The organism is Streptomyces sp. NPDC004542 (genome assembly GCF_040610035.1).
Classification (GTDB): domain Bacteria; phylum Actinomycetota; class Actinomycetes; order Streptomycetales; family Streptomycetaceae; genus Streptomyces.
In genome coordinates, this window is sequence record NZ_JBEXLP010000017.1 from 60511 (window position 1) to 85803 (window position 25293).

At 72.6% G+C, this 25293-nt stretch carries 17 protein-coding genes; all 17 read left to right on the forward strand.

The window, feature by feature from the left end; genetic code table 11:
* The first annotated feature begins 29 nt into the window (after positions 1–29).
* A complete protein-coding gene (locus ABZX30_RS12855; RefSeq protein ID WP_004003113.1) occupies positions 30–554 on the forward strand; it encodes a phage tail protein in 525 nt (174 codons plus the stop codon).
* 35 nt (positions 555–589) lie between these two features.
* Positions 590–1324 carry a hypothetical protein gene (locus tag ABZX30_RS12860; RefSeq protein ID WP_355932444.1) on the forward strand — a complete coding sequence of 245 codons (735 nt, stop codon included), beginning with the start codon at positions 590–592 and terminating at the stop codon, positions 1322–1324.
* Positions 1317–2072: a hypothetical protein gene (locus ABZX30_RS12865; RefSeq protein WP_355932446.1), complete on the forward strand. Its 756-nt coding sequence runs from the start codon at positions 1317–1319 to the stop codon at positions 2070–2072. Before ABZX30_RS12860 ends, ABZX30_RS12865 begins: the two co-directional genes overlap by 8 nt.
* Before the next feature lie 67 nt (positions 2073–2139).
* Positions 2140–3153 carry a DUF4255 domain-containing protein gene (locus tag ABZX30_RS12870; RefSeq protein ID WP_355932447.1) on the forward strand — a complete coding sequence of 338 codons (1014 nt, stop codon included), beginning with the start codon at positions 2140–2142 and terminating at the stop codon, positions 3151–3153.
* Between the two features lie 42 nt (positions 3154–3195).
* Entirely contained in the window at positions 3196–5181 is a 1986-nt protein-coding gene (locus ABZX30_RS12875; protein WP_355932450.1) for an ATP-binding protein, read from the forward strand.
* Positions 5172–5495 (forward strand): hypothetical protein, encoded by a 324-nt coding sequence (locus tag ABZX30_RS12880; RefSeq protein WP_355932453.1) that lies wholly within the window; start codon positions 5172–5174, stop codon positions 5493–5495. The genes ABZX30_RS12875 and ABZX30_RS12880 overlap by 10 nt, the downstream gene beginning before the upstream one ends.
* Positions 5492–12040 (forward strand): DUF4157 domain-containing protein, encoded by a 6549-nt coding sequence (locus tag ABZX30_RS12885; protein ID WP_355932456.1) that lies wholly within the window; start codon positions 5492–5494, stop codon positions 12038–12040. The genes ABZX30_RS12880 and ABZX30_RS12885 overlap by 4 nt, the downstream gene beginning before the upstream one ends.
* A 48-nt stretch (positions 12041–12088) precedes the next feature.
* Complete coding sequence (locus ABZX30_RS12890) at positions 12089–12685, forward strand: hypothetical protein (RefSeq protein ID WP_355932458.1); 597 nt, start codon at positions 12089–12091, stop codon at positions 12683–12685.
* Positions 12682–13368 (forward strand): hypothetical protein, encoded by a 687-nt coding sequence (locus tag ABZX30_RS12895; protein ID WP_355932460.1) that lies wholly within the window; start codon positions 12682–12684, stop codon positions 13366–13368. Before ABZX30_RS12890 ends, ABZX30_RS12895 begins: the two co-directional genes overlap by 4 nt.
* Positions 13369–13378: 10 nt before the next feature.
* On the forward strand, positions 13379–13744 hold the full coding sequence (locus ABZX30_RS12900) for a hypothetical protein (RefSeq protein WP_355932462.1): 366 nt from the start codon (positions 13379–13381) through the stop codon (positions 13742–13744).
* Positions 13737–14876, forward strand: coding sequence for a hypothetical protein (locus tag ABZX30_RS12905; protein ID WP_355932465.1), 1140 nt, complete (start codon positions 13737–13739; stop codon positions 14874–14876). Before ABZX30_RS12900 ends, ABZX30_RS12905 begins: the two co-directional genes overlap by 8 nt.
* Positions 14877–14915: 39 nt before the next feature.
* Positions 14916–15452: a phage baseplate assembly protein V gene (locus ABZX30_RS12910; RefSeq protein ID WP_355932468.1), complete on the forward strand. Its 537-nt coding sequence runs from the start codon at positions 14916–14918 to the stop codon at positions 15450–15452.
* A 56-nt stretch (positions 15453–15508) separates the two neighbouring features.
* On the forward strand, positions 15509–15844 hold the full coding sequence (locus ABZX30_RS12915; protein ID WP_355932470.1) for a hypothetical protein: 336 nt from the start codon (positions 15509–15511) through the stop codon (positions 15842–15844).
* Positions 15841–16224, forward strand: a complete 384-nt coding sequence (locus ABZX30_RS12920; protein WP_355932473.1) for a GPW/gp25 family protein — start codon at positions 15841–15843, stop codon at positions 16222–16224. Before ABZX30_RS12915 ends, ABZX30_RS12920 begins: the two co-directional genes overlap by 4 nt.
* The gene (locus ABZX30_RS12925; protein ID WP_355932476.1) at positions 16221–19325 is read left to right on the forward strand and encodes a putative baseplate assembly protein; all 3105 of its coding nucleotides are present in this window, start codon (positions 16221–16223) and stop codon (positions 19323–19325) included. The genes ABZX30_RS12920 and ABZX30_RS12925 overlap by 4 nt, the downstream gene beginning before the upstream one ends.
* Positions 19322–23089 (forward strand): putative baseplate assembly protein, encoded by a 3768-nt coding sequence (locus ABZX30_RS12930; RefSeq protein ID WP_355932478.1) that lies wholly within the window; start codon positions 19322–19324, stop codon positions 23087–23089. Before ABZX30_RS12925 ends, ABZX30_RS12930 begins: the two co-directional genes overlap by 4 nt.
* The gene (locus ABZX30_RS12935) at positions 23089–25257 is read left to right on the forward strand and encodes a hypothetical protein (RefSeq protein WP_355932481.1); all 2169 of its coding nucleotides are present in this window, start codon (positions 23089–23091) and stop codon (positions 25255–25257) included. Before ABZX30_RS12930 ends, ABZX30_RS12935 begins: the two co-directional genes overlap by 1 nt.
* Positions 25258–25293: the final 36 nt, after the last annotated feature.

The following is a 25293-nucleotide window of genomic DNA, read 5'->3' on the forward strand; positions in this document are numbered from 1 at the left end:
CGGCAACCGTGGAGAGCTGAAGGATTCCGATGGCTGAGTTCACCGTCAACGCCCATCGTTTCGACCCCTACAAGAACTTCAAGTTCCTCGTCCTGTGGGACGGCCGTACGGTCGCCGGCATCAGCAAGATCAGTCCGCTGAAGCGGACCACCGAGGTCGTCAAGCACCGACACGGCGGTGACCCCTCGTCCCCGCGCAAGTCGCCCGGGCGCTCCGAGTTCGAGGGCATCACCCTGGAGCGCGGCGTCACCCACGACCCCGAGTTCGACCGCTGGGCGAACAAGGTCTGGCAGGTCGGCGCCGGACTCGGCTCCGAGGTCTCCCTCGCCGACTTCCGCAAGGACATCGTCATCCAGGTCCTCAACGAGGCCGGCCAGGTCGCCGTCTCGCACAAGCTCTACCGGACCTGGCCCAGCGAGTACCAGGTGCTCGGCGAACTGGACGCCAACGCCAACGCGGTGGCCATCCAGAGCCTGAAGCTCGAGTGCGAGGGCTGGGAGCGGGACTACGAGGTGCCCGAACCCGAGGAGCCGTCCTTCCTCAACCCGGCCTGAACGTGCGGTAGTTCTACGGAAACCGGGGGTAGCACATGACCATCACCGGGGCGGCCGACCTGCTGGCCGCCTGGGAGGCCGGGCTCGCCCAGGAACCGGCCGGGCGCGCCCTGCTGCTGCACCGCGCCGCGCGCCCGGACCTGGGCGATGAGCCCGGAACACTGCTCGGGCTGCCGGTCGGCGCGCGGGAGGCCGACCTGTTCGCGCTGCGCCGAGCCCTGTTCGGCGAGCGGATGCAGGTCCGCCTGGAGTGCGGCGGGTGCGGCCAGGACATGGAATTCGACCTGGACGCCGCGCAGTTCGCCCGTACCCTGGCCGGCCCCGGCGAACCGCTGCTCGGAATCGCGGAGGACGGCTGGGAGGTCGAATTCCGGCTGCCCGCCGTCGCCGACCTGGCGGCGGCGGCCCGGGCGGCGGACCCGCGCCGGGCCCTGCTCGCCCGGTGCGTCGTCACGGCCGTCCGCGACGGAGCCCCCGTCCCGGCGGACGCGCTGCCCGCCGCCGTGCAGCGCCGGATCGCCGAGGCCGCCGAGGCCGCCGACCCCGGCGCCGACGTGACCCTCAACGTCGCCTGCCCCGAGTGCGGCGACGCCACCCGCGCCGAACTCGACATCGCCTCCTACCTCTGGACCGAACTGGACGCCTGGGCGCGGGACGTGCTCCTCGACGTCCACCTGCTCGCCACCGCCTACGGCTGGAGCGAGCCGGAGATCCTGGCGCTCAGCCCGCTGCGCCGCCGCTACTACCTGGAGCTGTGTGCGGATGTCTGACTCGCCTCCGGGAACGCGGCCGTCAGAGCCCGACTTCCTCGACCGGCTGCTCGCCCGGCACACCCCGGCCGCCGCCCCGCGCCCCGGCGTGGTCCGGGTACGTCCCCGACTCGCCGGGCCCTTCGAACGGATCGAGGCGGTACGGACCACCGGCCCCGGCCCGGACGGAGCCGAGCCCCTGTGGCCCGCCGCCCCGGCCGCCGTATCCCTGCCGGAACCGGGCCGCCCCGTGGCCCGGGAGGCCGGGCACCGTACCGAGCGTGAGCGGACGGTCGTACGCATCGAACAACCCCGGACACCGCACGATCCGGCCCCCCGTCCACCGACGCCGACTGACCGGGAGACGCCGCTGCTGCGGCCCGCCGCGCCGGTCGCGCCCGGACCGCGCCCCGACCCCGACACCGCCCGCCGCACCACGGGGCGGGCACGCGCGGACGGCGGCACCTCCCCGGACGCGGTGCCCGTGCCCGTCCCCTCCGGCACGGGCACCGTAGGCCCGGTCGCCGTGGCCACACCGCTGCTGACCGGCGCCGGCACCACGGCGACCGCCCGGGAGGCGGTACGGCAGGCCGCGGCCCGGCGGCCGGGCCGCGGGGCCGAGCAGGTGGTGCAGGTGCAGATCGGGCGCCTCGAGGTGACGGCGGGCGGTCCGCCCGGGAGCGGTGGCGACCGGCCCCGGCCGCGCGGCGCGGTGCGCCCGGAGGCCGTCCTGAGCCTCGCGGAATACCTGGCACGGGGGCGCGAGTGAGACACCCGACGACGAGGCGGACGAGCACCACCGGGCACCACGAGGAAAGGGCCGAGGAACCGACGCCATGAGCAACGCACTCGCCATCGCCCACGTCACCCAGGCCCTCGCCCTGCTGATCGAGGCCAACCTGGGGCCGGAGATCGACATGGCCGTCAAGGTCGAGCCGCGCAAACCCCCGGCCGACCCGCCGGCCGAGCCCACGATCTCCGTGTTCCTCTACCAGGTCACGCCCGACACCTCGCAGCGCAACACCGACCTGCCGACCCGGGCGCCCGACGGCCGACTGGTGCGCCGCCCCGCCGCCGCCCTGGACCTGCACTACCTGATCAGCGCGTACGGCGAGGACAACGAGCTGGTCGGCCAGCGGCTCATCGGCTCGGTGGTGCGCACGCTGCACGAGATCCCCGTCCTGCCGAAGGACATCATCGAACTCGCCGGGGAGCGGCCCTACCTGGCGGGCAGCAACCTCGCCGAGGCGGTACAGCGGGTGCGGTTCACCCCGACGGTGATGGACATCGACGAGACGTCCAAGCTGTGGGGGATGCTCTACCAGACGCCGTACTCCCTGTCGGTCGTCTACCAGGCCGCCCTCGTCCTCGTCGACGGCCGCGAGACACCGGCGCCGGTGAAGCCGGTACAGCGGCCGGAGGTACGGGTACTGCCGTTCGGGGCGCCGGGGGCACCGGTGCCGCCGGGACCACGCCCGCAGGCGCCCGGCAGCGGGTCCGGTGCGTCGGCCCCGGCTCCGGCCCCGGCCGAGGCCACGGCGAAGTTGCCGGAGGGGGCTCCGGCGAGGGCGGCGGCCGAGTCACCGGCCAAGAAGACTCGGGCCAGGACGCCGGCCCGGGCCCGGACGCCGTCGAAGGCGGCGCAGGCCACGAAGGCCGCTCAGGCCACGAAGGCCGCTCAGGCCACGAAGGCCGCCCAGACCACCAAGGCCGCCCAGACCACCAAAACCGCCAAGGCTGTGCAGCGAGCGCGCACTTCACGCTCCACCCCCTCCCGCGACACCACCGAAGGCACGCAGGACAAGGGGACCGATCCGGGCACGAGCGGCAGCGCGAACGCGGAGAGCTGAGGCGGGGACGTGGGACCGACGGGGGCAGGTGAGGACGAGGACATGGCACCGCACGAGCCGGGCACGGCCGACGCACGCACCGGTGCGCCGTCGCTGAGCGCCGAGATCCAGCGCGTCCTCGCCCGCGTCGACGCGCACGCGCGACACGCCACGCAGCCGGAGGAGGTGCCGGACGCCCCTCGGCCCACCCCAGACACCACACCGCTACCGGTCCCCGCCGGCCCCGACACCGCCCCCCTCGACGCCCTCGTCACCTGCTTCGGCCTCACCGCCTTCGAGCGTGACGTCGTCCTCCTCACCGCCGCCCAGGAACTGGAGCCGACCACGGCCACCCGCTGCGCCGCGGCTTCGGGCGATCCACAGCGCGCCCACCCCACCTTCTCCCTCGCCCTGGCCGCGCTGGACGCCCCGCACTGGAGCGCCCTCACCCCGGTGGCACCGCTACGACGGTGGCGGATCACCGAGCTGGACGACGAGTCCCGCCTCACGACCTCCCGCCTCCGGCTCGACGAACGCGTCCTGCACTTCCTGCTCGGCTCCCCCTACCTGGACACCCGCCTGCACGGCCAGCTGCGCCGCACCCCGGTGCCGGACGCTCTGCCGCCGTCATACGACCTGGCCGCGAGCCGGGTCGCGGACGGCTGGACGGGCACCGCGAGCCCCGACGCGCCGCTCCTCGTCGAGGTCACCGGCGGCGACCTGCGCAGCCGCGCCGACATAGCCGCCGCGGGCGCCGCGCGCTCCGGACTGGGCCTGTACGCGATGAACGCGGAGGACATCCCGGGCGACCCGGTGGAGCGTGACCGGCTGGCCCGCCTGTGGCAGCGGGAGGCGATCCTGCTGCCCTCCGCGCTGCTGGTGGAGGTGGGGGAGCTGGACCGCGACCAGCGGGCCGCGACCGAGGCGTTCCTCGCCACAGCCGCCGTACCCGTCGTCGTGTCGAGCGAGGACCCGCTGCGGACGGACCGGCCGCACGGTCCCCGGGTGACCGTGCCGTACCTGGACGACGATGAGCAGCTCGCCCTCTGGGCAGGCGCCTTCGAGGACGTGACGAACTTCGAGGACCGCGAACTGCGTTCACTGATCGCGCAGTTCCAACTCCCGCCGCACGTCGTACGCGCCGCGGCGGACACCGTACGACGTGAACTCCCGCACGAGGACGAACCGGACGCCCGCCGGCTCGCCTGGCGGGCCGGACTCGCCGAAGCCCGCGTCGGCATGGACGAACTGGGCCGGCGCATCGAGCCGCAGGCCGGCTGGGACGACCTCGTGCTGCACGAGCGGCAGACGAATGTGCTGCGGGAGATCGTCGCGCACGTCCGGCAGCGGGCCACCGTCCACCAGGAATGGGGCTTCGCCGCCACGCTCCGCCGGGGTCTCGGCGTCACCGCCCTGTTCGCGGGCGGCTCGGGTACGGGCAAGACACTGGCCGCCGAGGTGATGGCCCGCGAACTCGGACTCGACCTGTTCGTCATCGACCTCTCGCAGGTGGTCAGCAAGTACATCGGCGAGACCGAGAAGAACCTCCGCCGGGTCTTCGACGCCGCCGAACGCGGCGGCGCGCTGCTCCTGTTCGACGAGGCCGACGCGCTGTTCGGCAAGCGCAGCGAGGTCAAGGACAGCCACGACCGGTACGCCAACCTGGAGGTCAGCTACCTGCTGATGCGGATGGAGGCCTACCGAGGGCTCGCCGTCCTCACCACCAACATGAAGCAGGCCCTCGACACGGCCTTCCTGCGCCGCATCCGCTTCGTCGTCGACTTCCCCTTCCCGGCCGAGCCCGAGCGCGCCGAGATCTGGCGCCGGGTACTGCCGTCGCAGGCCCCGGTGAAGGACCTCGACCCGTCCCTCCTCGCCCAGCTCACCGTCGCGGGCGGCTCGATCCGCAACATCGCCCTGTCCGGCGCCTTCCTCGCGGCCGAGGAGGGCGAGGCCCTGCAGATGCGGCACATGCTGGCGGCGGCCCGGACGGAGTACCTGAAGCTGGAGCGCTCGCTGACACCGGCGGAGGTGCGCGGATGGGTGTGACCGGGGGACGGCCCGACGCCAGGCCGGGAGCACGGCCCGGCGGGCGCCCGAGCGTGATCCGGGCCGACATCGGCGAACTCGTCCTGGACGGCTTCCGCGCCGACCCCGACCGGGTCTCGGCCGCCTTCGAGCGCGAACTGACCCGGCTGCTCCACGAACACGGCGTCCCCCTGGCGGTGGACGGCGCGCTACGGGTGGACGCCCTGTCCGGCCTGCCCCCACTGCCGGCCGGACTGTCCGCCCGTCGCCTCGGCCAGGAGCTGGCGCGCGCCGTCCACCAGGGCCTGAGCGGCCGGGGGGAGGTGACGCGATGAGCTCCCAGGCACAGACGGACCGCTCGGAGCAGACCGCCGAGCAACGCCGCCGCAAGCGCAGGGAGCGGGCCGCCAAGTCCCGCACGCCCGAGCCGAAGAACATCGTCAGCGGCGCCGGCCAGCCACTCGACCCGGGCGTACGACGGGAGCTGGAGGAGCAGCTCGGCCACGACCTGAGCCGCGTCCGCCTGCACACCGGCCGCGACGCCGGCCAACTGGCCGGCCTCCTCGGCGCGGACGCCGTCGCCGTCGGCCAGGACATCCTCTTCCGCGAGGGCACCCTCCGCCCCGGCACCGACGAGGGCAGGCGCCTGCTCGCCCACGAGCTCCTGCACACGGTGCAGAACCCGCACGGCCTCGGCACGCTGCGGGCCGGCCGCGAGCTCGGAGGGGTGAGCCTGCCGCAACAGGCCATCGAGCGGGAGGCGGAGGAGGCCGCCCAGGCGGTCGTCCGGCCGGACACCACGGAGGCCGTCCCGCAGGTCGAGGAGGGGCAGGCCACGCCCGGCTGGCTGCGCTACGCCACCGTCGACGCCGACCGGATGCGCGCCGAGGCCGTCGACCCGGCCACCCTTGTGGACCGGCTCGCGGGCAATGTGCTGCGCTCCCTGCGCGGCGACCCGACCGACGCCTCCGGCCGCGTACGGCTCCAACTGGCCCGGATGTCTGAGGAATTGGAGGACGCGGTCGTCGAGCGGCTGGAGAACCGGCTGTTGACGCCCGAGTACGACCGGCTCCTGGAGATCGCCGACGAGGCCCGCCCCGGTCCCGTGGAACTCCAGCCCACCGAGGCGCCGTTGCCGGAGGTCGACCTCTTCGAAGAGCTCGGTGTCGAGCGTATCCAGTGGCAGAAGAAGCAGGAGTCCGATCGCGGCTCCGCCGACCGGCGTGCCGCCGACACCGGTGAGGAACTGCGGGCCGCCAAGGCACGCGACCAGAAGAGCAGCAGCGACCGCAGCCGGGCCCGCGCGGACGCGGCCACCGAGGAGCAGGACGCCGCGCAGCGCACGGAGCAGGAGGACAGGCGCAACGCCTCCCGGCAGCAGGCCGAGGAGGAGCAGCAGCAGACCGACGAGCAGGCCTCCGCCGACCGCGAGCGCACCGACGAGGCCGCCGACGAGCGCTCCCAGGGACAGCAGGAGGGCACCGAACAGGCCAAGGAGGAACGCAAGGAACAGCGCGAACGCGAGGAGGCCGACCCGCAGCAGGCCACCGTGCCGGGTGCCGACAAGCGCAAGCGGCGCGACGACGAGACGCAGCCCGCCGCCGGTTCCAAGCGCGAGGAGCCGGACCCGAAGCAGAAGGCACAGCCCGGACCCGTACGCCCCGAGAAGGTCGACGAGCGCGCCGAGCAGCCCGACTCCGCGCTGTCCGAGCACGGCCTGAACGAGAAGGACGAGGACGGGGGCGCCGAGGCCGAGCCGCGCGAGGAGGAACGGCCGCTCGGCCTCGAGGCGGGTGCCGACCGGGAGATCGCCGGCGGCGAGGACGAGAGCGCCCGTACGCCGGGCCAGAAGGACGAGCCCGCGCTCAAGCCCGAGGACTACCTGCCCGAGGCCGACCTCGACCTGTCCTCCGTACCGACCGCGGACAAGCTCGCACCGGGCGCCGCTGAGCCGTCGCTGCCCTCCTGCCCCACTCCGCCGCCGACGAAGGCCGAGAAGACCGAGCAGGAGCGGGAGAAGCGCCAGGGGGAGCAGGACGAGGACGACGCCGGACCCGAGCAGAAGGCCCCCGGCCAGGACGAGGGGCCCGTCGAGGGCGAGGCCCCGCAGCCCGAGAACGGGCCTGCCGCGCAGGCACAGGACCGTGGCACCAAGGATCTCCAGGAAACGGGGAAACCGCTCGACCAGGAGGTCGGCGAGGATCCCGCGACCCAGGACAAGGAACGGCCCGAGCCCGAGGCCGACAAGCCCGACGCGGAGCAGCAGCAGGAGAAGGAGCAGAACAAGGAGCCGGAGTCCGCCGAGGGGCCGGAGGCCGACGAGGACGAGAAGCCGGACGCCAAGGACGCGCAGGAGGAGCAGAGGGAACAGCAGGACCGTACGGCTGCGGAGTCACGTACGGCTGCCGCCTCCCCGGCGGCTGTGGGCTCGTCCGCTGCGGGCCCGGTGCCCTCCGTGGTGAGCCCGGTGGCGGCTGCCGTGTCCAGGCCCGCCGGTGCGCAGACTCCCAAGACTCCGGTCGAGGACCGCGATCCCTCACCCGCCGCCCGCCGCGGCGCCGAACTGCCCCGGTCCGAGCGTGAGGCGCCGCAGGCCAAGAGCCGGGAGCCCAAGGAGACCGGGCCGGGTGCCGCGCCGCGCGGACCGGTCGGTGCCTCCGAGAAGACGGGCCCCGCGGTCGCCGCCGGCCCCGGTGCGGCGCCGTCCGTCGCGCAGGCGGCGGTCAGCCCGGCCGCCGAGCAGAGCGACGGGCCCGGCCAGACCGCGGCGACGGACTCGCCCCGTCCCGAGGCCTCCCTGGAGAAGGACGGCGGCGGCTGCGCGCCGCCCGCGCCCGCGCCCGAGAAGGACGAGGGCGGTCAGGGCGGTTGCGGCGGGGGCGGCGGCGAAGCCGCGCCCGAGGAGAAGCAGCAGGAACCGCCGGACGTCTCGGGGCAGGACCCCAAGGCCGCCGTGCAGACCGTCAGCAAGCTGTCGCCAGATCAGGCGGCCGCCGCCATGCCGGGGGTCGACAAGGCCGCGGACAAGAAGATCGGCGAGGAGCAGAAGCGGCTCGACGCGGCGCCGCCGACGCGGGAACGTCCTTCGGGGGCGCCGCAGACGCGTTCCGCGCCACCCGAGGCCGCGCCCGAGGCCGCTCAGGTCACCGGCAAGGTGGAGCGGATCGGCCCCGAGGACCAGGGCGAGAAGCAGAAGGCCAAGGGCGGCGAGAAGGCCGACGGGAAGCAGCCCGCCTCGGACGTGCCCCCGCCGCCGCCTCCGGCCGTGCCCGACAAGGGGCTCAGCGAGGCCGAGGCGAAGAACGTGGAGGCGGCGGCCGACGCGATCCCGACCACCGACCCCGCACTCGAGAACAAGACGGTCGGCCCGGCACCCAAGATCCGCCTGGAGGGCGCCAGTGACCCGACCCGCACCGACGACCAGGCGAAGGCGCTCAAGGACAAGCAGTCCGACCTGCAGACGACCGGCCGCGAGGACGCGGCCAAGCCGCTCGGCGAGGACCAGATCTTCCCGAACGCCCCCCGGGAACAGCTCCGCGGCAAGGCCTCCGGCGGTTCGGGCGGCGGCAAGGCAGGTGCCCTGGAGGCCACACCCGCGCCGAAGGCCGGCGTCGGCGCCGTCGCCAAGCAGGAGAAGGGCGCCGAGATCACCGCCGGCGCGGGCAAGGCGCAGGGCGACCTCGCAGCCAAGGACAAGGAACACCAGCAGAGCGAGCAGCAGGCCAAGCGGGACAAGCAGGCCGAGATCGACCGCGAGGTCGAGCGCAACACCGCGCAGCAGACCGCCGAGCGGGGCCGGGTCGCCCAGGAGACGCACAAGCAGCGCGAGGACTGGCGGGCCGAGCAGGACAAGAGGATCGAGGACGCGGACAAGCAGTCCGGCGACGAGCACGAGAAGAAGAACAAGGAGATCGTCAAGTCGCGCGACGACAAGGACAAGGAGATCGGCGCGCGCAAGGACAAGGACAACGCGCAGATCGACACCGAGCGCGAGAACGCCGAGAAGGAGGCCAGGAAGAAGAAGGAGGAGAAGAAGCCCTCCGGAGGCCTGCTCGGCTGGATCGCCGACAAGGTCGCCGACTTCTTCAAGGGCCTGCTCGCGGCGGTCACCGCGGTCTTCGACGCCGCCCGCAAAGCGGTCAACGGCATCATCGACCAGTTCAAGGAGTGGGCCAACCAGGCCATCGACTTCGTCCGGGACCTGGCCGTCAAGGCGATCAACGCGCTGGCCGACGTCCTGATCGCCATCGGCGACACGCTTCTCGCCGCCTTCCCAGAACTGCGCGACCGCTTCCGCAAGGCGATCGAGGGCCTGCGGGACGCGGCGATCGCGACGGTGAACCGCCTGGCGGACGGTTTGAAGAACGCGGTCAACACGCTGCTGGACGCCCTGGCGGCCGGCCTGAACAAACTCCTCGACGTCCTGGAAGCCGGCGTCAAGGCGGTCATCAAGGCCTACCAGAACGTCATCGTCGGCGCGATCAAGTTCGCCCAGGCGGCGATCGAAGCGCTGGGGAAGTTCGCCGCCCTGGTGGCCGACATCGCGCCGGACCCCGGCGGCTGGATCTCCAAGGCGGGCAGCGCCGCCAAGACGGGCGTCACCGACCACCTCTGGGGCGCCATCAAGGTGGCGGTCAAGCAGTGGTTCGACACCAAGGTCGAGGGCGTCCTCGGCCTCGGCAAGACCGTCATCGACGTCCTGGTCAAGGGCTGCGTGTCGATCAAGCAGATCGGCAAGATGGCGTGGGACGCGATCGTCGCCTCGCTCCCGATGATGATCGCGTCGCTGGTCATCGAGAAGGTCGTCTCGATGATCGTCCCGGCGGCCGGGGCGATCCTGACGATCATCCAGGGCCTGATGGCGGCCTGGTCGACGGTCAGCTCGATCCTGTCGGCGTTCGGGAAGTTCTGGGCGTATCTGAAGGCGGTCAAGGCGGGCCCGGCGGCCTGCCTGTTCGCAGAGGCTGTGGCCGCGGGTGTGGTGGCCCTGCTCGACTTCATCACCAACTTCCTGCTCCAGCGCCTGTCTTCGGCGACCAAGGGCGTTGGCAAGCGGCTCAAGGGCATGGCCCAGAAGATTTTGGACGGGCTGAAGAAGGTCGGGGGCGGGGCGAAGAAGGCGGCAGGGGCTGCGGTCAACTCGGCGCGGGGGGCCATGCGGAAGGCCAGGCAGGCCCTGTCCAGGCCGGGCACCGAGCCGAAGCCGAAGGGCAGGCCTTCACCGGAGCCGAAGTCCCCTGTGAAGCCGAAGGACCACGCGACACCGAAGGGGCCGGCGAAGAAGCCGGATGCGGCGGAGACCAAGCCGAATGAGAGGGCGCCCGAGAAGGAGCGGGAACCGTCGAAGGACAGGACACCGGACAAGGAGCGGGAGCCCGCCAGGGACAAGACCTCCGAGAGCGCCCCCAAGAAGAAGCAGAAGGAGATCGAGGGCCCGAAGCCGACCAAGCCCAAGAAGCCCAAGTCCCCCGTCGGCAGGGCGCTGGCGAAGGCCAAGGGTGCGGTCAAGTCCGCCCTGAAGAAAGTCGGCAACGCGGCCAAGACGCTCGGCCGGAAGCTGAAGAAGGCGAAGCTCGGCAAGGCGCTGAAGAACGGCGCGGCGAAGCTTCGCGGCTACTTCAAGCGGAAGAAGGACCAGTTCCGCGACCATAAGCGGCGGCAGCAGGAAGAGAAGCGGCGCAAGCAGGAGCAGCGGAAGAAGGACGAGAAGTCGAAGGAGTCGAAGGAGGCGCGGCTGCGGCGGATCTCGGCGCGCATCCGTCCGCAGCTCTCCGCACTTCTGAATCACGGAGTCGAGGGACTTGTCCTGAAAGGCTCGCTCGCGGGGCTTCGTCTGTGGTACCGGCTCACCGGACTGAACCTTCTGGGAGACGACACCTTCAGGATTCTTGCGTCGCTGAATCCTGACGCCGAGGTCGGAAAGGGCCTCACCGTCGACCGTGACCGCCTTCTGTTCTTCATTCGGGAGTTGGGCGAAAAGATCGCGATCCAGGGAATCGGCCGTCCCCAGTACGCGGGCCGGGCCACCACAGAACAGACGCAGACCAAAGATCCTACGCAGACACCGGCCGGTCTCCTGCCGGCGATAGAGACGCAGACCGAGGTTCCTCCCACCGGGCTCGGCCTCGGCCATGTATCCGCAGATCTCCAGCAGAACTCTCCGGAACTGCGCAAGGTGCATGACCGGGACCAGATCACGTATCTCCGGGGTGATGCCGCGGAACCGATCACCACCAGGCGTCGGATGAGTTTCACGTTCAACCCGAGGAACTTCATGGTGAAGGTGACCAATCCCTTCACTGGCGAGCTCAGGGAACCGTCCTACGAACTCCTCACGAACTGGATGAACAAATTCAGCAGTAGCGATCGCAGGAAAATCGCGGAAGCGTCGCGCGACTTTATCGGAAACGTATCGCGCAACAGCGGTGAGCTACGCATGGACAGGTTCGTGGCCGAGAGCACCCAATGGATGGTGATGCAGGAAGGGATGCGCAACCCGGCCTCGATCGTCACTCATGCCATGGCCATCGAAATGGCCGCCGAGGGCAAGATGACATGGAAGCGTGCGCTGAAGATGCTGCCCATGTCGAAGCAGTCGCCCAAGTACCTCCAGAGCAAGCGGAACCGAAACCGCCCCACCGTTCAGCATGAAGCGGACTATCTCCAGAGACATCTGCTCGGCGGCACCCTCGACCGCACCGAGAACAAGGCCGCCATGAAGCTTGCGGAGCGTGAGATCCAGGTGATTCAGGCCTGGGTCAAGAGAATGGATATCAAAGTGGATGACACCTCGTCGAAGGAAGAGAAGGAGCGTCAGCTTTTCGACCAGATAAGGAAGCGGATGTACGAGCTCTACAATGTCCAATTGAACGTACCGTAAGGACGGATCGGCGAACCCTGATCCGAAACATCGAACCCAGGACACGAAATGCCAGGAACAATCAGGTCGCGCAGGCTGGTCCTCAAGGGCATGCCGGTACGGGAGTCGGCGGTCGTCTACGCGGACAGCCGCGGATGGGAGCTTGTCAGCTACCGAGAGGCCGATCCGCTGGAAGGCGTGGCCGAGGAGTTGATGTGGCGGGCCGCTGACGGAATCTACTTCTACTACACGGTGGAGAATGCCTCCGGTGCTGGCTGTATCGGCCTGATCGGCAAGGGAGTTGAGCTCCCCGAGGGCGTACAGGAGGCACTGGAAGCGGATTTCGACGTCTGGACCGTGACGGAACTCCTGGCCGCCGTCGACGGCAGCGACAGCCCTCGCGAATACGCTGCCGCGGTGCTGAGAGCCGCGCTCGGCGCTCCTGTCGAGTTCGCGCAGGAGTTCTTCGCACGGATCACGGACGCCATGCGACATCCGGATTTCATGGTTCGCGACATTGCTGTATCAGCCGTTGCCTACCCGGCGTGGGCCCAGTTCAGGCCAGTGCTGAGAGAAGTGGCCGGGAACGACTCGGCCGAGCGAGTACGGGACAACGCCGCCCGGATCCTGGCGAGTTTCAATCGAGTAGGGGTTCCCGAAGAATGACCCGCTACCCCGACATCCCCAAACCCATCCGCTCAGGCCTGGTTGTAGTCGACCCCGACCGCGGCACCCCCCAACGCATCATCGTCCTCCAGTTCAACCCGGACACCCTCGAACGCAGCGTCGCCCCCCAGACAGCCGGCGACAGCGGTGACGCCTCCGGCGGCGGCACCGGCAGCGGTGACCGGAACGAGGCCCTCCGCCTCAAGGGCCCCGCCCAGGAGACCTGGAAGTTCACCGCGGAGATCGACGCCACCGACCAGTTCGAGATCGCGGCGCCCGACGGCATCCACCCCCAGCTCGCCACCCTGGAGATGCTGGTGCAGCCCACCACCGCCCAGCTCCGCGCCGCGAGCAAGCTGACGCAGAAGGGGACCATCGAGATCAGCCCGATCGAGATGCCGCTGACCTTGTTCACGTGGGGGAGCAAGCGGGTCATGCCCGTCAGGCTCACCGAACTCTCCGTCAACGAGTCCGCGTTCGACGTCAACCTCAACCCGATCCGCGCCTCCCTCAGCATCGGCATGAAGATCCTCACCGTCAGTGATCTGCCGGCGGGCCATCGCGGGGCCGACCTCTACATGGCGCACCTCGCGCAGAAGGAGCGGCTGGCGGCCGCCGCGCGGGGCGGCGGGCTCGGGGTTCTCGGGCTGGGCGGCGCGGACGTACTCACCGGAAGGGGCTGAGCAGCACGCCATGGCCGACATCGAACCCTACGAGAGCGCCCTCGACTCCCTGCCCGGCGCGCACCCCTACCCGCGCACCAGCCGCTACCACGACGCCGAGATCGGGATTCACCGCCGTCCCGACGGCACCGAAGTCCGTTACACCAAACGCCGGTTGCTGCCCCCGCTCGACGAGGAGAACACCACGCCGCACACCGTCGGCGCCGGCGAGCGCCCCGACCTGCTGGGCCAGCGCTTCCTCGGCGACCCCGGGCAGTGGTGGCGGATCGCCGACGCCAACCCGGTGCTCGATCCGCGGGAGCTGACGGACGAGGCGGGGCGGGTCATCGGCATTCCGCTCGCCGGCGGGTTCCCGCGCGGAGACCGGCGTGTCTGAGACCCCCGTGGGGCAGGGCCCCGTTCACGTCACGCTCCTCATGGGGCCCAAGCTCGCCCGCCCCGTACCCGTCGAGGTCGCCGAGGCGCTGCTGTCCGCCCAGATCACCGCCACGGCGGGTGAACGCAGCGGCTTCCAGCTGGCCTTCGACCTCACCAAGAACGGGATCATCAACCAGCGCCTGCTGCCCGAGGGGTTCTTCGACCCCAAGACCCGGCTCATCGTCACCGTCAGTGTCCGGGGCACCTCCGACGTGCTCTTCGACGGGCTGGTCGTGCGTCAGGAGGCCGGTGCCAGCAACCGGCCCGGTCACTCCACCCTCACCGTCACCGGTGAGGACCTGACCCTGCTGATGGACCTGGAGGAGCGCACCGCTCCCTACCCCAACCTGCCGCCGTCCGAGCGTGTCCTCGCCATCCTGCGCCGCTACTCCGACTACGGCATCCGGCCCGACGTCTACCGGGAGAAGATCGCCCAGCCGCCCCACCAGAACCTGCGCGTGCACTACCAGACCGGTACCGACCTGCAGTACGTCACCGAGCTCGCGCGGGCCAACGGCTACACCTTCTACCTGGAGCCCGGGCCCAACCCGGGTCATTCCGCGGCGCGTTGGGGCCCCGAAGTCCGCCTCGGCATCCGCCAGCACGCCCTCAACGTCAACATGGACGCCAACTCCACCGTCGACCAGCTGACGTTCGCCTACGACGGCACGGCCCGCGAGGAGCCGCAGGCGCGCTGGCAGAACCCCGACACCCGGCAGTCCACGCTGCTGCCCCAGCCCTCGATCAGCCCCCTGCGCCCACCCCTGGGCAGGCGCCCCACGCCGGCCCTCAAGCGCAGGACACTGTCCGGCACCGCCAAGCAGCAACGGCAGGAAGCCGAGGCCGAGCTGCTCGCTCGCGCAGCCATCTCCGCCGATGCCGTCTCCGGCTCCGGGTCCCTGGACGTCAACCGGCACGGCTACATCCTCCAGCCCCGTCAGCTCGTCGGCGTGCGCGGCTCCGGACGGGCGTACGACGGCGACTACTACGTCAAGTCCGTCACGCACAACCTGCGTCCGGGCTCGTTCCAGCAGAACTTCACCCTCTCCAGGGAGGGGCTGGAGGCGCGCAGCGACTACGTCCGGCCATGAGACCCGCAGCAACAACCGAGCATTCAGGAGCAGTTCAGCATGGCGGCACCCAGCAACCGGTACCTCGGCAAGTTCCGCGGCCGGGTCGTGAGCAACGACGACCCGCTGTGCATCGGCCGGATCACCGTCGAGGTCCCGGACGTCCTCGGCGACGAGCCGTCCACCTGGGCGCTGCCCTGCCTGCCGTTCACCGGGCCGCAGTCCGGGCAGTTCGTGGTGCCGCCGCCCGGCGCCGGGGTGTGGGTGGAGTTCGAGCAGGGGGATCCCAGCTTCCCCGTGTGGACCGGGTGCTGGTACGGCGCCGCCGAGGAACTGCCGCCCGACGCGCAACGCGAACTGAAGGCGGGCTCGCCGGACAAGCCGGTCGTCGTACAGACCCGGCGCGAACACAAGATCGTGCTCAACGACACCCCCGGCGCCGAGCAGGGGATCCTGCTCCAGGCCCAGGGCGGCGCCTACATCCGCGTCACCAAGGAAGCCGTGGTCATCGCCACCGGCGCCGGCGCCGAGATCGTGCTGCGTGGCGACCAGGTGACCGTGAACCAGGGCCAGTTGACCGTGCACTCGAAGCGATGAAAACCATCTCGAAAGCCATCTCGAAGGCCATTTCGAAGGACGGGGGACGAAGGAAGTTGTCCGGGACTCTGCTCGACGCCGGTGCCGTGATCGGCTGCCCGCACGGCGGCCGTGTCACGCCCGCCACCACACCCTCCGGGGGCGTACGGACCGGGGGCCGCGCCGTCGCCACGACAGCCCACGCTTATCTCGTGACCGGCTGTCCGCACACCGTCGACGGGTTGCCCTCGCCCTGCGTCTCGGTCCGCTGGACCGCGGACGGCACCGGCGTCACCGTCGACGGCGCGCCCGTGCTGCTCGACAGCTCCGCCGCCCAGTGCGTCACCGCGGCCTTCGTCCCGCAGGGACCGCCTGTGATCCAGGCCGCGCAGCGAAAGGTCACCGTCCGATGAGCTCCCGCACCCGCCCCCGTACCGACATCGCCTTCCCCTTCCGTCCCGACCGCCGGGGCCGCACCGCCCACGCCCGCCCGGACGCCCATGTCCACCACCTGATCGAGCAGTTGCTGTTCACCAGCCCCGGGGAGCGCGTGATGCGCCCCGACTTCGGCTGCGGCCTGCTCGACCTCGTCTTCGCACCCCACAGCCCCGAGCTGGCCAGCACCCTCGAACTGACCGTCCAGGCCTCGCTGCAGCGCTGGCTGGGCGATCTCATCGACGTGCTGGCCCTGGACGTGTACGGCGACGAAGACGCCGTACGGGTGGAGTTGTCGTACGTCGTCCGCGCCACCGGCGTCCGGCACGACGAGGAGTTCACGGGGAGGCCCGCATGACGGCCCGTACCACGGCGTCCCGCCGGGCCAGGGTACGGTCCGCGCAGCTCAACGGGGTCGATGCCGTCGAGGTGAGCGATGACGGGCTGCTGCTCACCGTGACCTTCCTCGGCAAGGCCCCGCACGGCCTCGGGCCCGAGAACGTACGCGTCGACGGCGGCCGCCGCATCACCGGCATCACCGCCGTCGACATCGGCGTCGAGCGCGAGGAGGACCCGGAGCTCGACGACCGGCTCCTCGTCACCCTCGACAAGGCCGGCGACACCTCCCGCTACCGGCTCGCCCTCGTGGAGACCGACCCGTACGGGCGGCCGGGCACCGAGCCGTACCGTGGCTTCGACCAGCGCTACCACAGCGCGGAGTTCGCCTTCCGGCCCGACTGCCCCACCCCCTTCGACTGCGCGGAGGAACCCGACGAGGAGACGGCCTTCCCCGCCGCGCCCGTCATCGACTACACGGCCCGCGACTACGACACCATCCGCAAGCTCCTCCTGGACCGGCTCGCGCTCACCACCCCCGACTGGGCCGAACGCAACCCGGCCGACCTGGGCACCACGCTCGTCGAACTGCTCGCGTACACCGGCGACCAGATCAGCTACCAGCAGGACGCGGTCGCCACCGAGGCCTACCTCGACACCGCGCGCCGCCGTGTCTCCGTACGCCGTCACGTCCGGCTCATCGACTACGCGATGCACGACGGCTGCAACGCCCGCGCGTACGTCACCGTCGAGACCGCGGGCGACCACACCCTCGCGCCGGGCACCTACCGCTTCGCCTCCGTCGACGTGCGGAGCCTCGACCCGCACGACCGGCCGGCGCCGGGCACCGTCATCGACGAGGACGACCTCGGCGATCTCGACGAGCGCGGCTCGGTGGAGGTCTTCGAACCGGTCGTCGCCGCCGACCCGTTGGAGCTCCGGGTTGCGCACAACGCGATCCGGCTGTGGACCTGGGGCGGCGAGGTGTGCGCGCTGCCGAAGGGCGCCACCTCCGCCACCCTGCGCGACGAGTGGACGGACCGGGAGACCTGCCGGGAACGCCGGCTGGGTCTCCGGCCGGGCGACCTGCTCGTCCTCGAGGAAGTCAGGGGTCCGCGCACCGGCACGCCCGGCGACGCCGACCCGGCGCACCGGCAGGCCGTGCGCCTGACCTCCGTCACACCCGGCCTGGACCGCATCGAGGACCAGCCCGTACTGGAGGTCACCTGGGCCGCCGAGGACGCCCTGCGCTTCCCGCTGTGCCTGACCACGCGCGGCGGACGCGACTGCCTGCCCGTCGAGGACGTCACCCTGGCCCGCGGCAACGTCGTGCTGGTCGACCACGGCCGCTCCGGTCTCCGCGAGACGGTGCCCGTGCCGCCCGTACCGGCCGTGGTGGCCCCCTGCGACCCGCCCGGCTTCGGGTGCCCCGACCGCACCGAGGGCAACGCACCCGCCCGGCTGATCAACTCCCTGACGGACCGCACGGAGAGCGGTGACGTGCTCCGTCCCGACGACGTGCGCGAACTGTTCGACGTCGTGGGGGAGCCGGCCGTCACACGCGCGGGCATCGGCCTGGAACGGGCCGGGCAGCGGCACGAGCATGTCGTGCCCGGCACCGCGTACGCCCAGGCCGCCGCGCTCCGGACGCTGCTCGCACAGTCCGTCTACCCGGGCATCGCGCCCCGCTTCCGGCCGGTCCTCGGGCGTACGCCCGTCACCCAGGCCGTCCCCTTCCCCGACCCGGCCGGCGTCGCCACCGGGCAGGCCGAGCGGATCGCCGCCATCCCGGGACGGGTCCGGCAACGACTCGTCGAACTCTGGCGCAGCGCCCGCGACCGCGACGGACTGGGCGAGCAGGAGATCGACGAACTCGCCGCGATCTACGGCCTGAAGGTGCTGGAGCGCCTGGAGATGCGCCGCCACCCGGTCCGCGCCCTGCGCGAACTCCTGTACCGCAGCGACCGGTTGCTCGACGCCAAACTGCGCCGGATCGACGTGCTGGCGGCCCGGGCCCGGGCGGGCACGGTCCTCGACGGGCACATCGCCTGGGAGATCGCGCACAGCTGGGGTCCGGCGTACGCGTCCGGGCTGCACCCCGAGGAGCCGGTGCTGCGCGGGTCCGCGACCGCCGCCCTCGCCCAGGATCCGCGCCACGCCCTGCCCGCCGTGCGCCTCCACGACGGTGACACGGTCTGGGAGCCGCGCCGCGACCTGCTCGGCAGCGGCCCCCGGGACCGTCACTTCGTCGGTGAGCTCCAGGACGACGGCCGCCTCGCCCTGCGCTTCGGCGACGGACGCCACGGAGCACGGCCCGCCCCGGGTTCCCGGCCGGCCGCGCGACTCCGGCTCGGCGGCGGCACCGCGGGCAACGTCGGCGCGGAGGCCATCAACCACCTGGTCGTCCAGGGCGGGTGCGAGACGCCCGTGGCCACGGTCCGCAACCCGCTGCCCGCCCTAGGCGGCACCGAGCCCGAACCGGTCGACCAGGTACGGCAGCTGGCCCCCCTCGACCTGCGCCGCACCCGGCTGCGCGCGGTCACCGCCGACGACTACGCCGCCCTCGCCTCCGCCCTGCCGGGGGTGCAGCGGGCCGCCGCCGACCTCCGCTGGACCGGCAGCGTCCAGGAGGCGCACATCGCGGTGGACGCACTCGGCACCGGCGCCCCCACCGGGGAACTGCTCGCCTCGGTCGGCCAGGCGCTGGAGACCTACCGGCGGATCGGCCACGACCTCGTGGTGGGGCCGGCCCGGCTGGTTCCGCTCGACATCGCGCTCACCGTGTGCGCCCGGCCCGGCCACCAGCACGGGCGGATCCTGGCCGAGCTGTACCGCGTCCTGGGCAGCGGCCGCCTGCCGGGAGGGCGGCTGGGTTTCTTCCACCCCGACGCGCTGACCTTCGGCGAACCGGTCCGGCTCAGCCGGCTGGTCGCCGCCGCGGCGGCCGTCCCCGGGGTGGAGAGCGTGCACGTCACCCGGCTGCGGCGGCTGTTCGAGGAGGACCGCGGAGAGAGGGAGGACGGCGTGCTGCGGCTCGGCCCGCTGGAGATCGCCACCTGCGACAACGACCCGGACCGGCCGGAGAACGGACGGCTGGCGGTATCCATGGGAGGTGCCCGATGACCGCCCGCTGCACCTGCGGCGGCGCCTGCCGGGGCGGACACGACGAGCGGCTCGCCCCCGCTGAGCTCCACAACCCGCCCGGCCGCACCGCGCTGGACTACCGCGTCGGCGATTACGGTTCCTTCCTCGCCGCCCTCCTCGACCGGCTCGCCTCACCCGCGTACCCGGCCCTGAACCGGCTGACCGTGCGCACCCCCGACGACCCGGCGATCGGCCTGCTCGACGCCGCCGCCGTCCTCGGTGACCTGCTCACTTTCCACTCCGAACGGATCGCCGACGAGGCCTACCTGCGCACGGCGCACGACCACCGCTCGCTGGTGCTGCTCGGGCGGCTCGTCGGCCACCGCCCGCGTCCCGGCGTCGCGGCCGGCACCCACCTCGCCTACACCCTCGAACGCGACCCGCGTGCCGAGCACCTGCCCGTACTGGTCCCGCGCGGGGCCCGCAGCCACAGCGTGCCCGCCTCCGCCGACGAGGAGTCCCTGACCTTCGAGACCAGCCGGGACCTCACGGCGCGCTGGGACTTCAACGAGCTCACGGTACGGCGCTGCCGGCCCTCCCTGCTCACCCCCGAGGACCTGGAACGCCGTTCCGAGCTCTTCGTCGAGGGCACGGCGAACTCGCTCGCCACGGGCGACCGGTTGCTCTTCGTCTTCGGGGAACAGGCGGGCGGGCAGCGGCTGCTGCTCCCGGTCGCCGGGGTGCGGATCGACCGCGACGACGAGATCACGGCGCTCTCCCTGCCCGGCTCGGCCCCGCCCACGCTGAAGGAACTCGTCGACGAGGTACGGCGCTGGACCGCCGAGCCGGCCGCACCCGGCGAGCCCGGCGACGAGCCCCCGACGCCCGAGGTCCCCAACCCGCGCCCGGTCAGCCGCCTGATCGAGGACTTCGACGACCAGGTCCTCGCCCCGCTGCGGGCCGACCTCGACGAGATCACCTCCCCCGAGCGGCTCGCGGCCCGCCTCGCCGAGCCCGTCGCCCGCCTCGGCGAGGCACAGGCGCTGGCCGAGCCGTACGAGAACGTGGCCGCCTGGTTCGAGCAACTGGCGGCGGTCCTCACGGAACTCGCCGAGCGCGCCCTGGACCTGGCACCCGCCCAGTCCGCTCCCACGGAACCGGTGGCCAAGGCCGGCGCCCCCGACTCCCGTACCGCCGCCCTGGAGGCCCTGGACCGCGTCCTGCCCGCCCTGCGCGGCCCAGCCACCGCGCGAGGCCGAGGAGGAGACGCCCGCGCGCCCCGGCCCGGCACCGACACCGCCCGCCTCCTGACCGCCCTCGATCCCTCCCTCGGCGGCCTCTACCCGGCCTGGCGCACCGCGACCGCCGTCGGCACCCCGCAACTCCTGCGCGAGCTGCTCGCGATGCGCGTCACCGCGGCCCCGTTCGGCGCCACCGCCCCGCTCAAGCCGGTCCAGGACGAACGGGGGCGGGTGATCCGCACCGCCGACTGGCCGCTGACCGGGGCGGTACTGACGAGCATGCGCGTGGTGTTCGACACCGCGAGCAAGGTCCCGGTCCGGGCGGAGTTCCAGTACGTCGAGGGCAGCAGCTCCGACCAGCGGGCCGAGAACCTGCCGGTCGCCCAGCCGGTCACCTTCCGTCTCGGACCGGGCAAGGTCGACCTGAAGAACCCGTCGTCCGCCGACCGGGAACGCGACGCGAACTGGCTCACCCGCCACTTCACCGAAGGCGCGCCGTCGGTGTCGGCGCGACTGTACGAGGGACTGCCCGACCGCGTTCTGATCGTGTCGGCCCCGGACGACGACGGCCTGGTCCACGTCGGCATCGGCAACGGCAACGGCGAGCCCACCACCGTCGTCCTGCGTCCGGGTGTCCCCGACCATCTCACCCACGGCGAGTACGAGATCAGCCTGCGGTACACCGTCGGCAGTACCGAACCGGACGTCGAGATCGTCGTCGCCAGCAGGCCGGAACCCGTCAACCGCCACATCCTGCAGCTGGACTCCGTGCACGACGGCATCACGGTCGGCAGCTGGGTGGCGGTCCGGCGCCCCGCGAAGGGCGCCCAGGGCGGCGTCCCCGGCGACCGAGCGCTCGCCTTCGTCACCACACGCGTGACGGCCGCGCGGACGGCGGCCTACTCCACCTACGGCATCACCGGACGCGGCACCGAACTCACCCTCGCCGACCCCTGGCTGGACGAGTTCGACGTGCTGCTCTCGCACATCCGGGACACCACCGTGCACGCGGCGGGGGAGCCGCTGCGCCCGGCCGACGAGCCGCTCGGCGAGGACGTGCACGGCAACGAGATCGAACTCGCCGAGCTGTACGACGGACTGCGGCCCGGCCGCACCCTGATCGTCACCGGCGAGCGCGCCGACGTTCCGGGCGCGGCCGGCGTCACGGCCACCGAGGTGGTCACGATCGCCGCCGCCGACCCGGCCGTCGACCCGCGACGGCCCGGCGACCACGTGCACACCCGGCTGACCCTCACCACCGACCTCGTCCACCGCTACCGCCGGGCGAGCGTCCGCGTCCTCGGCAACGTCGTCGAGGCCACCCACGGCGAGAGCCGCGAGGAGGCCATCGGCAGCGGCGACTCCGACCGCGTCAACCAGACGTTCGCGCTCTGGCAGTCCCCGCTGACCTGGCTCGCCGACGACACCCCCCTCGGCGCCACCCCCGTGCTGGAGATCCGGGTCGACGGCGTGCTGTGGCACGAGGTCGACAGCCTCGCCGGACGCGGCCCGACCGAGCGGGTGTACATCACCGGCACCGCCGCGAACGGCCGTACCACCGTGACCTTCGGCGACGGCGTGCACGGCGCCCGGCTGCCCGGCGGCCACGACAACGTCCGCGCCCGCTACCGCTTCGGCACCGGCCGGGCCGCCGACGTACCCGCCGACCGGATCACCCAGCCCCTCACCCGCCCCCTCGGCGTCACCGCCGTGACCAACCCCCGCCCCGCCACCGGCGGCGCCGACGCGGACGGCCCCGGCCTCACCCGCCGCACCGTCCCGCTCGCCGTGTCCGCCCTGGACCGGCTGGTCTCGGCGGCCGACTACGAGGACTTCGCCCGCTCCCGGGCCGGCATCGGCCGGGCCGCCGCGCGCGAACTCTTCGACGGGCGGCGGCGCGTGCTGCACGTGACCGTCGCCGGCACCGACGACGTGCCGCTCGGCAAGGACTCGGACGTGCTGCGTTCCCTGCGCGCCGCCCTCGCCGAGTACGGCGACCCCGGTCTCCCGGTCCGTGTCGACCCGCGCGAAGCGGTCCTGCTGCTGATCGCGGCCAGGGTGAGGACGGCCCCGGACCACTCCTGGGAGACGGTCGAACCCCGGCTCCGCCAGGCCCTGCTGGGTCGGCTCGGCTACGAGGGACGGGAACTGGCGCAGCCCGCCCGCCTCTCCGAGATCCTGGCCACGGCCCACTCCGTGCCCGGCGTCGACTACGTGGACGTCGACGTCCTCACCGGCGTGCCCGCCTCCGCCACCCCCGAGCAGCTCACCGCGCTGCTCACCGGCCCCGGCGCACCGAGGGCGTCCGTGCCGGCCCACCCGGCGGCGTACGAGGAGCGCACCCACACCGTCCGCGCCCCGAACGGCGAGACCCTGACGTCGGTCTGCGCCCGGTACGGCATCCCGCCGGCCGAACTCCTGCGCCTCAACCCCGACATCACCAACACCCGGCGCCTGCCCAGGGGCCGGTCGGTGTGCGTCTTCCGCGGCATCCGCCCGGCCCAGCTCGCGCTGCTGTCGGCCCGGGCCGCGGACACCCTGATTCTCACGGAGGTCAAGTGATGTCCCCGGACGTGGAGTTGGAGACTCCGGCCCCGGTGGTCCCGCGGGAACCCGACGGGCTCGCCGAGCTGCTGCCCCGCTGGCACCGGCTGCGCGACGCCGAGGAGGGCGAACCGCTGCGCGCCCTGCTCGCGGTGATCGCCGAGCAATTGGACCGCGTCCGCGACGGCGTGGCGCAGGGCTACGAGGACCTCTTCGTGGAGACCGCCGCCCCCTGGGTGCTGCCCTACCTCGGAGACCTGGTGGGCTACCGCACCCTGCCCGGGTACGAGCGGGTCCTCACCACCGGCCTGCACGGCGGCGGCCGGGCCGCCCTCGCCGAGGCGATCGCCCCCCGCGCCGACGTGGCCGCCACCGTCGCCCACCGCCGCCGCAAGGGCACCCTGCACCTGCTGGAGGAACTCTCCGAGCAGGTGGCCGGCTGGCCGGCCCGCGCCGTCGAACTGTCCCGGCACGTGGCGCACACCCAGCCGGTACGGCTCTACGGCGCCACAGCCGCCCACCGGGGAACCCGAGGGCGGCTGGCCGACCTCCGTGACGGCTCCGAACTCGCGCTGGCCGACGGCCCGTTCGGGTCGACCGCCCGGACCGTGGACGTCCGCCGGGCGAACTCGGCGCGCCGGCAGGGAGGCTGGACACCCGCCGGGGTCGCCCTGTTCGTCTGGCGGCTGAGGGCGTACCCGCTGACCTCGTCCCCGGCCTACTGCGTCGACCGGGCCCGCAACCTGTACACCTTCTCCATCCTCGGCAACGACACCCCCCTGGCCACCAGGCCGGTCCCGGAGCCGTCCCCGGCACACATCGCCGCCGTCGACAACGTCCCGGGCTTCGTCACCCGCCGACTGCTGCACGACCGGCTCGCCGACTACTACGGCCCCGGCAAGAGCCTCGTCATCCGGCGCGACGGCGAGGACAAACCCGTACCGCCCGCCGACATCGTGGTCGCCGACCTGTCCGACTGGCGCTACCGGCCGAAGCGGGGGCAGGTCGCCGTCGACCCGGAACTGGGCCGGATCGCGTTCGGCTCGCGGTCCGCGCCCCGGCAGGGGGTCTGGGTGGACTACCACTACGCCTCCGGCGCCGACCTGGGCGGCGGCGAGTACCAGCGGCCGGACCGCGAACCCCGTCCCGAGGCCGCCTTCTACCGGGTGGGTCCCGGACAGCCGTACCAGCGGATCATGGACGCCTACCGGGCCTGGCGGCACGACCGCCGGGCCGACCGCACCGGGCCCGACGGCGTCGTCGAGATCACCCACAGCGGCGCCTACCAGGAGCAGCTGGACTTCGACCTGGACCCCGGCGACCGCCTCGAACTGCGGGCGGCCGAGGGCACCCGGCCGGTCGTCCGCCTGCTCGACTGGTACAGCAACCGGCCCGACGCCCTCAACATCCGCGCGGTGGCCGACGACTGCGCCCCGCACGAGCGGCCCCGGATCGCCCTCGACGGGCTGCTGGTCGCCGGGCGCGGCATCAACGTCACCGGGCCGGTCGGCGCCGTCGTCGTCCGGCACAGCACGCTGGTGCCCGGCTGGTCCCTGGAACCCGAGTGCGAGCCCCGCTCGCCCGACGAGCCCAGCATCGTCCTGGAGCGCACCACCGCCTGCCTCCAGGCCGAGCACAGCATCCTCGGCACCATCGAGGTCATCGGCGACGAGGTGAGCGAGGACCCCCTCGGCATCCACCTCCGCGACAGCGTCCTGGACGCCACCGGCGACGACCGCGAGGCGCTCTCCGCCCCCGACCGCCGGCACGCCCACGCCGTGCTGCACCTGCACCGGACCACCGTGATCGGTGAGATCCGCACACACGCCGTGGAGATCGCCGAGAACTCGGTCCTCACCGGCCGGCTGCACGTCGCCCGGCGCGGAGTCGGCTGCCTGCGGTACTCGTACGTACCGCCCGGCTCCCGCACGCCCCGGCGCTACCGCTGCCAACCGGATCTCGACCGCGGCGTGCGGCCGTTGTTCTCCTCCGAGCGGTACGGGACGCCCTGGTACGCGCAGTTGGCCAACCGGTGCCCCGAGGAGATCCGTCGCGGCGCGGACGACGGCGCCGAGATGGGCGCCTTCCACGACCTGTACCGGCCGCAGCGCGAGGACGGACTGCGCGCCCGGCTCGCCGAGTACACGCCCGCGGGCACGGACGCCGGGATCTTCTTCGTGACCTGAGCCCCGCCGCCGGCCGCCCTCAGCCCGCCCCACCCG